We start from the raw sequence: 12360 nt of genomic DNA, 5'->3' as shown, positions 1-12360 counted from the left end.
AGCGACCGCCTCGCTGGCCCACCCCATCCCCGACCCGAGGAGAGCACCATGACCCCCGCCACCGACCTGCTCGTGGACGCCTACGGGCGCATCGCCGAGATCGTCCGCGACGCCGTCGACGGCCTCGGCGCCGACGACCTCGCCTTCCGCCCCGATGCCGAGGCCAACTCCGTCGGCTGGCTCGTCTGGCACCTCGCCCGCGTGCAGGACGCCCAGGTCGCCGACGTCGCCGGCCGCGACCAGACGTGGACGTCCGGTGGTTGGGCGGGGCGCTTCGCCCTCCCGTTCGACGACTCGGCGACCGGGTACGGGCAGTCGCCCGACGACGTCGCGTCGCTCGAGGGCATCACCTCCGAGCTGCTGCTCGGCTACCTCGACGCCGTGCAGTCGGCCACGCTGTCGTACCTCGCCGGGCTCGACGACACGGAGCTCGACCGCGTGATCGACGAGGACTGGACCCCGCCCGTGACGCTCGGCGCCCGCCTCGTCAGCGTGCTCGCCGACGACCTGCAGCACGCCGGGCAGGCGTCGTACCTCGCGGGCCTCATCGCCCGTCGCCGCTGACCGCGCCGGCGCGAGCGCGGGGCCGGGGGAGACGCGCTCAGGCGGGCAGCTCGGCCTCGATGAGGGACACGATCTCCGGCGCGTCCGGCTCGACCGTGGGCCGGAAGCGGTGCACGGCGCCCGACGGCGTGACGACGAACTTCTCGAAGTTCCACTTCACGCGGCCGGCCTTGCCCTCCGCGTCGGGCGTCTTCGTGAGCTCCGCGTAGACGGGATGCGCGGAGCGGCCGTTGACCTTGACCTTCTCCATCATCGGGAAGGTGACGCCCCACGTGGTGGAGCAGTACTCGTCGATGGCCTCCGCGGATCCGAGCTCCTGCAGGAACTGGTTGCTCGGGAAGCCGATGACCGTGAAGCCCCGCTCCCCGTACGTGCGCTGCAGCTGCTCGAGCTTCTCATACTGCGGCGCCAGGCCGCAGCGCGAGGCGACGTTGACGACGAGCACGACCTTGTCGGCGTACGCGCCGAAGGTGGTGTCCTCGCCCTGGAGGGTGGTCAGCGGGATCGGGTCGAGCCGGGGATGCGTCATGGCCCGACCGTAGACCCGTCCGCTGACAGCGGCTCCCGGCTCCCGGGACGCGGGGAGGCCGGCCGCCCTTCGGCGACCGGCCTCCCGGATGCGGATCGGATCCGCCGTGCGCGGTGCTAGTTCGCGAACTCCGTGACGGTCGCGTCGGCGGCGACCTTCGTGGCGCCCACGTCGACCCCGTGGTACGTCAGCAGCGTGTCGACGGTGTCCTGGATCTCCGCGTCGCGCTCCTCGCCGGTCCAGCCGAGCGCGTCCTGCAGCACGTCCGCGATCTCGGCGAGCATCTCGTGGGTCACGCCGCCGACGAACGCGAGGTTCGTGCGACGGAGGACGACGTCGGCGAGGTGCACCGCGTCCTCGTGCGTGGCGAAGTACGCGATCTCGGCGCGCGTGAGCTGCGGGTCGGTCGCGAGCGGCGTCGAGGGCTGTCCGGAGAGGACGTCGATGACGCTCGTGGCGCGGGTGCCGTAGCGGTTCAGCAGCCGGTCGACCTGCTCGGTGCCGATGCCCTCCGCGCGGGCGGCCTGCGTGGCGATCCACCGTGCGCGGGCGGTGCTGGAGGACGGGAAGTCCTTGCCGCCGCCGATGGGCATGCCCGTCGTGTCGACCGAGCGCTCCACGCCGAGGCGCGTGGTGGCCTCGGTGGAGAGGTGCGCGGACAGCGCGCGGAACGTCGTCCACTTGCCGCCGACGAGGCTGAGGACCTTCGCGTCGGGCAGGCCGTCGATCTCGGTCTCGACGATGCGGTAGTCGCGCGACACGAAGCCGGGCGCCGTGTCCTCGTGGCGCGGCAGCGGGCGGATGCCCGAGTAGCGGTACACGATGTGGTCGCGGTTCAGCTCGATCTGCGGGAAGACGTGCTTGACGAGGTCGAAGAAGTAGTCGACCTCCTCCTCGGTGCAGACGGCCGGCTCGCTCGGATCGGCGTCGATGTCCGTGGTGCCGATGAGGACGCGGCCCTTGAGCGGGTAGATGAGGACGATGCGGCCGTCGTTGTTCTCGAAGAAGATCTCGCGGCCCTTGGTGGCCTCGAGCAGCTCCGCGTTGTCGACGACGATGTGCGAGCCCTTGGTGCCGCCCATGAACTTCGTGTCGCCGCCCATGGCCTCGTTGGTGAGGTCGGTCCAGGGGCCGGACGCGTTGACCACGACGTCCGCGGTCACGACGAACTCGGTGCCGGAGATCACGTCGCGCAGCTTCACGCCGCCGTCCGCGACGCCCACGGCCTCGAGGTAGTTGGCGCTGCGCGCGTGGTCGCCCGCGGCCAGGCCGTCCTTCAGCACGTCGAGCGCCAGGCGCTCCGGCTCGTGCACGGAGGCGTCGTAGTAGGTGCCGGTGAACTTGACGTCCTTGTTGAGGGCGGGCATGTCCTCGCGGGCCGCCTTGCCGATGCGGAAGCGGTGACGGGGGACCGAGCCGCCGTCGCGGGAGAAGGAGTCGTAGAGCGTCATGCCGACGCTGATGAGGAGGGCGCCGCGCTCCTTGGTGGAGCGCTGCTTGTGGGTCAGCATGCGCAGGGGCGCGTTGAGGATGCCCGAGAACGTGGAGAAGATCGGCATGGTCGTCTGCAGCGGCTTCACGTAGTGGGGCGCGATGCGGATCAGGCCGTTGCGCTCCTCGACGGACTCGCGGACGAGGCGGAACTCGCCGTTCTCGAGATAGCGGATGCCGCCGTGGATCATGTGCGAGCTCGCGGCCGAGGCACCCGAGCCGTAGTCGGCGCGCTCGACGAGGACGACGTCGACGCCCTGCAGCGCGAGGTCGCGGAACGTCGCGATGCCGTTGATGCCACCGCCGATGACGAGCACCTTGGCGCTCGGGCGGTCGTGGATGCGGGCGACGTTGTCCCGCAGGTCGGTCTTCTTCGACTGGGTCACGAGGGCTTCTCTCTGTTGAGACGTGCGTGGTGCGCGTGCTGTGACTCCATCCTCCGCCCGCGAACGGATTCGACCTAGCCCGTGCACGGATGTGCAAGGCTCGCGTCATGGTCGACGGCATCGCGCACGAGCGCACCCAGGACGCCCTCCGCGCGGCGCACCTCTACTACATGCAGGACCTGACGATGGAGGCGATCGCGCGCGAGCTCGGGACGAGCCGCTCCTCCGTCTCGCGGCTCCTCTCCTTCGCCCGGGAGACGGGGCTCGTGGACATCCAGATCCGCTCGCCGCTCGACCTCGCGACGGTGCTGGGGGAGCAGCTGCACGACCGCTACGGCGTGGTCGCGCACGTCGTGCCCGTGCCGGACCAGACGAGCGACGTCGACCGCGTCGACCGGGTCGCGCTCTCCGCTGCACGGATGCTCACCCAGTACGTCGACTCGAACATGGTCGTCGGCGTCGCGTGGGGCTCGACCGTGAGCGCCGTGAGCCGGTACCTCGTGCCGAAGCCGACGCACAACACGCTCGTGGTGCAGCTGAACGGGGCGGGCAACGTGCGCACGACGGGGATCATGTACGCGAGCGAGATCCTCCGCCGGTTCGGCCAGGCGTACGGCGCGACCGTGCAGCAGTTCCCCGTGCCGGCCTTCTTCGACGACCCGGCGACGAAGCTGGCGCTGTGGCGCGAGCGGAGCACGAAGCGCGTGCTCGAGCTGCAGGAGCGGATGGACATGGTGCTGTTCGGTGTCGGATCCCCCGTGGCCCTCGTGCCGAGCCACGTCTACTCGGGCGGCTACCTCGAGCGGTCCGACCAGCGCGCGCTCGACGCCGACGGCGTGGTGGGCGACGTCTCCACGGTCTTCTTCCGCGAGGACGGCTCGTCGGCCGACATCGCGATCAACGCCCGGGCGAGCGGGCCGGACCTCGCGACGATCCGCAAGGCGCCGCGGCGCGTGTGCGTGGTCGCGGGCGCGTCCAAGGTCCGCAGCGTGCGGGGAGCGCTGGCCGCCGGGCTCGTGACGGACATCGTGCTCGACGAGGGGACGGCGCGCGCCCTGTTGGCGTGAGGCGAAGGATTGCCACGGGATCCGTGAGGGGACTGCTTCGGTGGGCGATACCGGACTCGAACCGATGACCTCTTCCGTGTGAAGGAAGCGCGCTACCAACTGCGCCAATCGCCCGTGCTCGCACCGCGGACGGTGCGGATCCATGATGCCATACCGCGGGGCCGCTCGCGGTCACGGGGCGGCGGCGGCACGAGGCGGAGCGGACCCGTCCGCGACACGCCCGGGGCGCCATGCAGCGCGCGTCCACCCGATCCGCGTGAACACGGGGCGAACGGCGCGTGGGCGCCGCGCCGAGGGCGCTCGGGAGGGCGTCGTTTTGCACCCGCGCCAGGAGATCGGCTAGAGTCATCGAGCACGCAGGGTCGCCGGGAAGCCGGCGGTGAGCGAGCGAAATGCGGATGTGGCGCAGTGGTAGCGCATCACCTTGCCAAGGTGAGGGTCGCGAGTTCGAATCTCGTCATCCGCTCGAACAGGGGCCCCGAAGGGGGTCCCTTTCACAAGGTGGGAACCACCGGTGGTGGGGTGGCCGAGAGGCGAGGCAGCGGCCTGCAAAGCCGTCCACGCGGGTTCAAATCCCGTCCCCACCTCGAGCAAGTGCATGAGCGATTGGCGCAGCGGTAGCGCGCTTCCCTGACACGGAAGAGGTCGCTGGTTCGATCCCAGTATCGCTCACCACCAGAAGGCCCCGGGAGACCGGGGCCTTCTGCTTTTCCCGGGCGCTTCGCGCCGATGGCCGGCGGCCGTCGGGGCGCTCCGCGCTCCTCTCGTCGATGGGGCCTCGTCGCGCGCCGGTAGTCTGGATCGGTTCCCTCCCCGTCCCGCAAGGAGCCCGCAGTGGTAGACGCCGCCCAGCCCGAGATCCACGACGAGGCCGCGCCCGCGGAGACGACCGGGCAGCCGGTCGAGGCGACGGAGGCGGGCACCGGGTTCACGCTCTTCTCCGACCGCGCCGTCGTCGCCATGCGCATCGGCGGGGAGCTCAAGGACCTCGCGGCCGAGGTCGCCCCCGGCGACGTCGTCGAGCCCGTCCGCATCGACTCGCCCGACGGGCTCGCGATCCTCCGCCACTCCGCCGCGCACGTCATGGCGCAGGCCGTGCAGCAGATCAACCCCGACGCGAAGCTCGGCATCGGGCCGCCCGTCACCGACGGCTTCTACTTCGACTTCGACGTCGACGAGCCCTTCACGCCCGAGGACCTCAAGGCCATCTCCAAGAACATGGAGCGCATCATCCGGCAGGGCCAGCGCTTCACGCGCCGCGTCGTGACCGAGGACGAGGCCCGCGAGCTCATGGCCGAGGAGCCGTACAAGCTCGAGCTCATCGGCCTCAAGGGCGGATCCAGCGAGGAGCTGGGCGAGGACGGCGAGTCCGTCGAGGTCGGCGGCGCCGAGCTCACGGTCTACGAGAACGTCGACGGCAAGACCGGCGAGGTCTTCTGGCGCGACCTCTGCCGCGGCCCGCACCTGCCGAGCACGCGCATGGTCGGCAACGGCTGGGCGCTGTCGCGCGTCGCCGCCGCCTACTGGCGCGGATCCGAGAAGAACCCGCAGCTGCAGCGCATCTACGGCACGGCGTGGCCCACGAAGGACGAGCTGCGCGCGTACCAGGGCCGCATCGAGGAGGCGCTCAAGCGCGACCACCGCCGCCTCGGCGCCGAGCTCGACCTCTTCTCCTTCCCGGACGAGATCGGATCCGGCCTCGCGGTCTTCCACCCCAAGGGCGGAATCATCCGCCGCGAGATGGAGGACTACTCGCGCCGCCGGCACGAGACGGCCGGCTACGAGTTCGTCTACTCGCCGCACATCACGAAGTCGAACCTGTTCGAGACGAGCGGCCACCTCGACTTCTACAAGGACGGCATGTTCCCCGCCATGCACCTCGACGAGGCGCGGAACGACGAGGGCGAGATCACGCGCCAGGGCGCGGACTACTACCTCAAGCCCATGAACTGCCCCATGCACGTGCTCATCTACCGGTCGCGCCAGCGCTCGTACCGCGAGCTGCCGCTGCGCCTGTTCGAGTTCGGCACGGTCTACCGCAACGAGAAGTCCGGCGTGATCCACGGCCTCACCCGCGTGCGCGGCATGACGCAGGACGACGCCCACATCTTCACGACCCGCGAGCGCATGGCCGACGAGCTGAAGGGCACGCTCGAGTTCGTGCTGTCGCTGCTGCGCGACTACGGCCTCGACGACTTCTACCTCGAGCTGTCGACGAAGGACCCGGAGAAGTTCGTCGGATCCGACGAGGTGTGGGAGGAGGCGACCGAGACGCTCCGCCAGGTCGCGGTCGACACGGGCCTCGAGCTCGTGCCGGATCCCGCGGGCGCCGCGTTCTACGGCCCCAAGATCTCGGTGCAGGCGCGCGACGCCATCGGGCGCACGTGGCAGATGTCGACGATCCAGCTCGACTTCAACCTGCCCGAGCGCTTCGGCCTCGAGTACACGGCGAACGACGGCACGCGCAAGCAGCCCGTGATGATCCACCGCGCGCTGTTCGGGTCCATCGAGCGCTTCTTCGGCGTGCTCACCGAGCACTACGCGGGCGCGTTCCCGGTGTGGCTGTCTCCCGTGCAGGTCGTCGGGATCCCCGTGGCCGAGGACTACGAGGAGTACCTCGGCGGCGTCCTCGACCGGCTCCGCGCGGAGGGCGTGCGCACGCAGCTCGACACCTCGGACGACCGGATGCCCAAGAAGATCCGCACGCACACCAAGGCCCGGGTGCCGTACCAGCTCATCGCGGGCGAGGACGACCGGGCGGCCGGATCCGTGAGCTTCCGCTTCCGCGACGGCACGCAGGTCAACGGCGTGCCCGTGGCCGAGGCCGTCGAGCGGATCACGGGCGCCATCGCGCGCCGCGAGCAGGTGGTGACCGCGTGGCCCGTCTGACGATGTCGGACCACGAGTCCGGGGGCGAGGACGAGCGGGCCGACGTGCGCGTCGACGACCCCGGCCACCTCGCGGGCGTGCCCGACGAGTTCCAGCGCCTGTGGACCCCGCATCGCATGGTCTACATCCAGAAGGGGCAGCAGCCGGACCGCGACGAGTGCCCGTTCTGCATCGCGCCGTCGATGTCGGACGAGGACGCGCTCATCGTCGCGCGCGGCGAGCACGCGTACGTGCTGCTCAATCTCTTCCCGTACAACAGCGGGCACTTGCTCGTCTGCCCGTATCGTCACATCGCGACCTACGATCTCGCGAGCGCGGAGGAGGTCGCCGAGATCGGGTCCCTCACGCAGACCGCCATGCGGGTCGTGCGCGAGGTGTCGCGGAACGACGGCTACAACATCGGCATGAACCAGGGCCAGGTGGCGGGCGCCGGCATCGCCGAGCACCTGCACCAGCACATCGTGCCGCGGTGGGGGCAGGACGCGAACTTCCTGCCGATCATCGCGAAGACCAAGGCGCTGCCGCAGCTGCTGGGCGACGTGCGCGCATCCATCGCCGCAGCCTGGCCCGCCCCCGCGGGCGAATAGGATAGGGATCACAATGACTGACACCAACACCCCCGGACAGGTCGGCTCGAGCCGCGTCAAGCGCGGACTCGCGGAGATGCTCAAGGGCGGCGTCATCATGGACGTCGTCAACGCCGAGCAGGCGCGCATCGCGGAGGACGCGGGAGCGGTCGCCGTCATGGCGCTCGAGCGCGTCCCCGCCGACATCCGCTCGCAGGGCGGCGTCGCGCGCATGAGCGACCCCGACCTCATCGACCAGATCAAGGCCGAGGTCTCCATCCCCGTCATGGCGAAGGCCCGCATCGGCCACTTCGTCGAGGCGCAGGTCCTCCAGTCCCTCGAGGTCGACTACATCGACGAGTCCGAGGTGCTGAGCCCGGCCGACTACGTGAACCACATCGACAAGTGGGGCTTCACCGTCCCCTTCGTCTGCGGTGCCACCACGCTCGGCGAGGCGCTCCGCCGCATCACCGAGGGCGCGGCCATGATCCGCTCCAAGGGCGAGGCCGGCACGGGCGACGTCTCCGAGGCCACCAAGCACATCCGCACGATCAAGTCCGAGATCCGCGCGCTCAGCGCCCTCACGCACGACGAGATCTACGTCGCCGCCAAAGAGCTGCAGGCGCCGTACGACCTCGTGCTCGAGGTCGCGAGGACCGGCCAGCTGCCCGTCGTCCTCTTCACCGCCGGCGGCGTGGCCACCCCGGCCGACGCGGCGATGATGATGCAGCTGGGCGCCGACGGCGTGTTCGTCGGATCCGGCATCTTCAAGTCGGGCAACCCGGTCGCGCGCGCCAAGGCCGTCGTCACGGCGACCGCCCTGTTCAACGACCCCGACGCCATCGCCGAGGCGTCGCGCGGGCTGGGCGAGGCCATGGTCGGGATCAACGTCGCCGACGTCCCCGCCCCGCACCGCCTCGCCGAGCGTGGCTGGTAGCACGGCGGGGCAGCACGGGGACGGTCCGCTCGTCGGCGTCCTCGCGCTGCAGGGGGACGTCCGGGAGCACGTGCGCGTGCTCGAGGGCTTCGGCGCCCGGACGCGGCTCGTCCGCCAGCCGAAGGACCTCCCCGGCCTCTCCGGGCTCGTGATCCCCGGCGGCGAGTCCACGGTGATGGACAAGCTCTCGCGCCAGTTCGGGATCGCGGAGCCGCTGCGCGCCGCCATCGACGACGGCCTGCCCGTCTACGGCACGTGCGCGGGGCTGATCATGCTGGCCGACGAGATCGTGGACGCGATCCACGACCAGCGGAGCATCGGCGGCCTCGACGTCTCCGTGCGCCGGAACGCCTTCGGATCCCAGACGGCGTCCTTCGAGGTGGACCTCGACGTGCCCGAGCTGGGGGACCCGCCCGTGCACGCGGTCTTCATCCGCGCACCCGTGGTGGCCTCGGTCGGCCCGGCCGCGTCGGCGCTCGCCTCGCTCGACGACGGCCGCGTCGTCGCCGTCCGGCAGGGCGCGCTCCTCGGCACCTCGTTCCACCCGGAGGTCACGGGCGATCTCCGGTTCCACCGCCTCTTCCTCGACATGGTCGAGGACGCGGGCCGCACCCTCTGACCTCTCCGGTCGTCGGCGGCGCGCCCCCGATGGTCCATCATTGACAGCGAGCAGACGCCGCGTAAGGAGATCCACCCGTGTCCGGACATTCCAAGTGGGCGACCACGAAGCACAAGAAGGCGATCATCGACTCGCGGCGCGCCAAGTCGTTCGCGAAGCTGATCAAGAACATCGAGGTCGCGGCCAAGATCGGCGGCGCCGACATGTCCGGCAACCCGACCCTCGTCGACGCGGTGCAGAAGGCCAAGAAGACCAGCGTCCCGAACGACAACATCGACCGTGCCGTCAAGCGCGGAGCCGGCCTGCTCGGCGAGGTCGTCGACTACCAGACGATCATGTACGAGGGCTACGCCGCCAACGGCGTCGCGATGCTCGTCGAGTGCCTCACCGACAACAAGAACCGCGCGGCCGCCGAGGTCCGCACGGCCATGAGCCGCAACGGCGGCACGATGGCCGACCCGGGCAGCGTCGCCTACAACTTCCACCGCAAGGGCGTCATCGCGGTGCCGCACGCGGACGCGCCGACCGAGGACGACGTCCTCGCGGCGGTCCTCGACGCCGGTGCCGAGGACGTGACCGACCACGGCGAGGTGTTCGAGATCCGGTGCGAGCCGTCCGACATGGTCGCCGTCCGCCAGGCGCTGCAGGACGCGGGGATCGACTACGACTCCGCCGACGTGGAGTTCGTGCCGCAGGTCAAGGTCGAGGTCGACCTGGAGACCGCGCGCAAGGTGAACAAGCTCGTCGACGCCATGGAGGACCTGGACGACGTGCAGAACATCTACGTCAACAGCGACGTGCCCGCTGACGTGCAGGCCGCGCTGGACGACGAAGACGAGGAGTAGGACCTCATCGCCGGGGTGCGGGGGAGCGGCGCGGCGGGCAGCGGCCCGTCCGTGCGGATCCTCGGGATCGACCCCGGCCTGACGCGCTGCGGCGTCGGGGTCGTGGACGTCTACGCCGACCGGTCCGCGCGGCTCGTCGACGTGCAGGTCGTCCGCACGAGCCCGACGGCGGAGCTGCACCACCGGCTGCTCGCGGTCGGCGACGGCATCGAGGAGCTCGTGGACCGGCACCGGCCGTCCGTCGTCGCCATCGAGCGCGTCTTCGCGCAGGACAACCTGTCGACCGTGATGGGCGTGGCGCAGATCACGGGCGTGGCCCTCGTGGGCGCGGCGCGGCGCGGGCTCGACGTCGCCCTGCACACGCCGAGCGAGGTCAAGGCCGCCGTCACCGGGTACGGGCAGGCCGACAAGAAGCAGGTGGCGACGATGGTCGCGCGGATCCTCGGCCTCGACGAGCTGCCGACGCCCGCCGACGCGTCGGACGCGCTCGCCCTCGCGATCTGCGCCGGCTGGCGAGCCGGCATGTCCCGCGCCGGCATCGCGGGCACCCCGGAGCCGGTGGCGCGCGGTGCCGCCCCGGGCGCTGCTGCCGGCGCGGGGCCGACCGCGGCGCAGACCGCGTGGATCGCGGCCGAGCGTGCGCAGCGGGGTCGGCGCTAGCTCGTAGGGTTGGGGGCGTGATCTCCTCCCTCCGCGGCACCGTGCTGTCCGTCTCCGGTCAGACCCTCCTGCTGGAGGTGCACGGGGTGGGCTACGGCGTCTCGGTGACGCCGCGGCACGCGCTCGAGCTGCGGCACGGATCCGAGGCGACGGTGCTCACCTCGCTGGTCGTCCGCGAGGACTCGCTGACGCTGTTCGGCTTCCCGGGGCCCGACGAGCTGCGGGCCTTCGAGCTGCTCTGCGGCGTCACGGGCGTCGGCCCGAAGTCGGCCCTCGCGGTGCTCGAGCACCTGGATCCCGAGGCGATGGCCGATGCCGTCGCGGCCGAGGACGACGCCGCCTTCCGCCGCGTCTCCGGCATCGGCCCGAAGACCGCCAAGCTCATCGTGCTGCAGCTCGCGGGGAAGCTGTTCGTCACGCAGCCGCGTGCGCGTCCGGCGGCGTCCGCGTCGTCGACGGTCACGGCCGACGTGGTCACGGCCCTCATCGGCCTGGGCTGGTCGGAGCGCGTCGCCCGCACCGCGGTCGACGACGCCGCGGCCGCGGCCGCCGAGCAGGGGGCGCCCGCCGACATGCCCCGCCTGCTGCGCGTGGCGCTCGGGATGCTCGGGCCGCAGCAGCCCGCGGGCGCCTCCGCCGCCGGGCAGGCGGCCGACCGGTGAGCGACCTCGCGCACGGCGACGCGTCCAGCCCCGTCCCGGAGTCCGACGCGGAGCTCGCCTTCGAGGGCGCGCTCCGCCCGAGGTCGCTGTCCGAGTTCGTCGGCCAGGTCAAGGTCCGCGGCCAGCTGGAGCTGCTGCTGACCGCCGCCGCCATGCAGAACCGCTCGCCCGACCACATCCTCCTCGCCGGTCCGCCCGGCCTCGGCAAGACGACGCTCGCCATGATCGTGGCCGAGGAGAGCCGCCGCCCCCTGCGGCTCACCAGCGGTCCGGCCATCCAGCACGCGGGCGACCTCGCTGCCGTGCTGTCGGCGCTGGTGCCGGGCGAGATCCTGTTCGTCGACGAGATCCACCGCATGGCGCGCTCCGCCGAGGAGATGCTGTACCTCGCGATGGAGGACTTCCGCATCGACATCATGGTGGGCAAGGGCGCGGGCGCGACCTCCATCCCGCTGGAGCTGTCGCCCTTCACGCTGGTGGGCGCGACGACGCGCTCGGGCATGCTGCCGAGCCCGCTCCGCGACCGCTTCGGCTTCACGGCCCACCTCGAGTTCTACGAGACGCACGAGCTCGAGCAGGTGATCGAGCGCGCGGCCCGCATGCTGCACCTGGAGATCGAGCACGAGGCCGTCGCCGAGATCGCCGGACGCTGCCGCGGGACCCCGCGCATCGCGAACCGCCTGCTCCGCCGCGTCCGCGACTACGCGCTCGTGCACGGCACGGAGGCCGGCCTCGAGTCCGTCCGCGCGGCGCTCGACCTCTACGACGTGGATCCGCTCGGCCTCGACCGCCTCGACCGCGCCGTCATGCGCGGCATCCTCACGCGCTTCGGCGGCGGTCCCGTGGGGCTCAACACGCTCGCCGTCTCGGTGGGGGAGGAGGCGGAGACGATCGAGTCGGTCGTCGAGCCCTTCCTCGTCCGCATCGGCCTGGTGACGCGCACCCCGCGCGGCCGGGTCGCGACGCCGGCGGCCTGGGAGCACTTCGGGCTCGTAGCTCCCGCGGCCCCGGCCGCCCCCGCCCGCGCGACGGGTCTGCCGAGCGCCGCGGGGGCGCTCTTCGGCGATGAACTATGATTCAAGCTGGCCTCCCGCGGAACGTCGCCGGTTCGTCGTGTCCGTCACCTCCCAGCACCTGAAAGGCCC

At 71.5% G+C, this 12360-nt stretch carries 12 protein-coding genes and 4 tRNA genes; 13 read left to right on the top strand and 3 right to left on the bottom strand.

Annotated features, from left to right (window positions below):
* The first annotated feature begins 48 nt into the window (after positions 1 to 48).
* Entirely contained in the window at positions 49 to 564 is a 516-nt protein-coding gene (locus JOE38_RS04230; RefSeq protein WP_204574992.1) for a mycothiol transferase, read from the top strand.
* A gap of 37 nt (positions 565 to 601) precedes the next feature.
* Here the strand turns inward: JOE38_RS04230 and JOE38_RS04225 are convergent, their stop codons facing one another.
* Both JOE38_RS04225 and JOE38_RS04220 read right to left on the bottom strand, forming a co-directional pair.
* The gene (locus tag JOE38_RS04225) at positions 602 to 1093 is read right to left on the bottom strand and encodes a glutathione peroxidase (RefSeq protein WP_119401694.1); all 492 of its coding nucleotides are present in this window, start codon (positions 1091 to 1093) and stop codon (positions 602 to 604) included.
* Between the two features lie 116 nt (positions 1094 to 1209).
* Positions 1210 to 2970 carry a glycerol-3-phosphate dehydrogenase/oxidase gene (locus JOE38_RS04220; protein ID WP_204574990.1) on the bottom strand — a complete coding sequence of 587 codons (1761 nt, stop codon included), beginning with the start codon at positions 2968 to 2970 and terminating at the stop codon, positions 1210 to 1212.
* Positions 2971 to 3077: 107 nt separating this feature from the next.
* On the opposite strand from JOE38_RS04220, the gene JOE38_RS04215 reads away from it, so the two are divergent.
* Entirely contained in the window at positions 3078 to 4037 is a 960-nt protein-coding gene (locus JOE38_RS04215; protein ID WP_204574989.1) for a sugar-binding transcriptional regulator, read from the top strand.
* Between the two features lie 41 nt (positions 4038 to 4078).
* Here JOE38_RS04215 and JOE38_RS04210 read toward each other — a convergent pair.
* Positions 4079 to 4151: transfer RNA gene (locus tag JOE38_RS04210), tRNA-Val, on the bottom strand.
* A 280-nt stretch (positions 4152 to 4431) separates the two neighbouring features.
* Here JOE38_RS04210 and JOE38_RS04205 point away from each other — a divergent pair.
* The 11 genes from JOE38_RS04205 to ruvB all read left to right on the top strand — a co-directional run bounded on the left by JOE38_RS04205 (position 4432) and on the right by ruvB (position 12291).
* Positions 4432 to 4503 (top strand) — tRNA-Gly (locus tag JOE38_RS04205).
* Positions 4504 to 4553: 50 nt separating this feature from the next.
* Positions 4554 to 4624 (top strand) — tRNA-Cys (locus JOE38_RS04200).
* Between the two features lie 13 nt (positions 4625 to 4637).
* Positions 4638 to 4712, top strand: a tRNA-Val gene (locus JOE38_RS04195).
* A gap of 159 nt (positions 4713 to 4871) precedes the next feature.
* A complete protein-coding gene (thrS, locus tag JOE38_RS04190; RefSeq protein ID WP_204574988.1) occupies positions 4872 to 6926 on the top strand; it encodes a threonine--tRNA ligase in 2055 nt (684 codons plus the stop codon).
* Positions 6927 to 6928: 2 nt separating this feature from the next.
* Positions 6929 to 7513: an HIT family protein gene (locus JOE38_RS04185; RefSeq protein WP_204574987.1), complete on the top strand. Its 585-nt coding sequence runs from the start codon at positions 6929 to 6931 to the stop codon at positions 7511 to 7513.
* A 13-nt stretch (positions 7514 to 7526) separates the two neighbouring features.
* Positions 7527 to 8429: a pyridoxal 5'-phosphate synthase lyase subunit PdxS gene (pdxS, locus tag JOE38_RS04180; protein WP_119382817.1), complete on the top strand. Its 903-nt coding sequence runs from the start codon at positions 7527 to 7529 to the stop codon at positions 8427 to 8429.
* Positions 8419 to 9048: a pyridoxal 5'-phosphate synthase glutaminase subunit PdxT gene (pdxT, locus tag JOE38_RS04175; RefSeq protein ID WP_204574986.1), complete on the top strand. Its 630-nt coding sequence runs from the start codon at positions 8419 to 8421 to the stop codon at positions 9046 to 9048. Before pdxS ends, pdxT begins: the two co-directional genes overlap by 11 nt.
* Before the next feature lie 77 nt (positions 9049 to 9125).
* A complete protein-coding gene (locus tag JOE38_RS04170) occupies positions 9126 to 9893 on the top strand; it encodes a YebC/PmpR family DNA-binding transcriptional regulator (protein WP_204574985.1) in 768 nt (255 codons plus the stop codon).
* Positions 9894 to 9944: 51 nt separating this feature from the next.
* Positions 9945 to 10553: a crossover junction endodeoxyribonuclease RuvC gene (gene ruvC, locus JOE38_RS04165; protein WP_204574984.1), complete on the top strand. Its 609-nt coding sequence runs from the start codon at positions 9945 to 9947 to the stop codon at positions 10551 to 10553.
* A 17-nt stretch (positions 10554 to 10570) separates the two neighbouring features.
* Complete coding sequence (gene ruvA / locus JOE38_RS04160; RefSeq protein ID WP_204574983.1) at positions 10571 to 11215, top strand: Holliday junction branch migration protein RuvA; 645 nt, start codon at positions 10571 to 10573, stop codon at positions 11213 to 11215.
* Positions 11212 to 12291 (top strand): Holliday junction branch migration DNA helicase RuvB, encoded by a 1080-nt coding sequence (gene ruvB, locus JOE38_RS04155; protein ID WP_204574982.1) that lies wholly within the window; start codon positions 11212 to 11214, stop codon positions 12289 to 12291. The genes ruvA and ruvB overlap by 4 nt, the downstream gene beginning before the upstream one ends.
* The last annotated feature ends 69 nt before the right edge of the window (positions 12292 to 12360 follow it).

Origin of the sequence: Clavibacter michiganensis (assembly GCF_016907085.1) — a bacterium.
In the GTDB taxonomy this organism is placed as follows: domain Bacteria; phylum Actinomycetota; class Actinomycetes; order Actinomycetales; family Microbacteriaceae; genus Clavibacter; species Clavibacter michiganensis_O.
This window is presented reverse-complemented; position numbering and strand designations above follow the sequence as displayed.

Bases quoted from the DNA above. Each gene is read 5' to 3' on its own strand.
- JOE38_RS04225 (WP_119401694.1), bottom strand. From the start codon at position 1,093: ATGACGCATCCCCGGCTCGACCCGATCCCGCTGACCACCCTCCAGGGC.
- JOE38_RS04230 (WP_204574992.1), top strand. From the start codon at position 49: ATGACCCCCGCCACCGACCTGCTCGTGGACGCCTACGGGCGCATCGCC.
- JOE38_RS04185 (WP_204574987.1), top strand. From the start codon at position 6,929: ATGTCGGACCACGAGTCCGGGGGCGAGGACGAGCGGGCCGACGTGCGC.
- pdxS (WP_119382817.1), top strand. From the start codon at position 7,527: ATGACTGACACCAACACCCCCGGACAGGTCGGCTCGAGCCGCGTCAAG.
- JOE38_RS04215 (WP_204574989.1), top strand. From the start codon at position 3,078: ATGGTCGACGGCATCGCGCACGAGCGCACCCAGGACGCCCTCCGCGCG.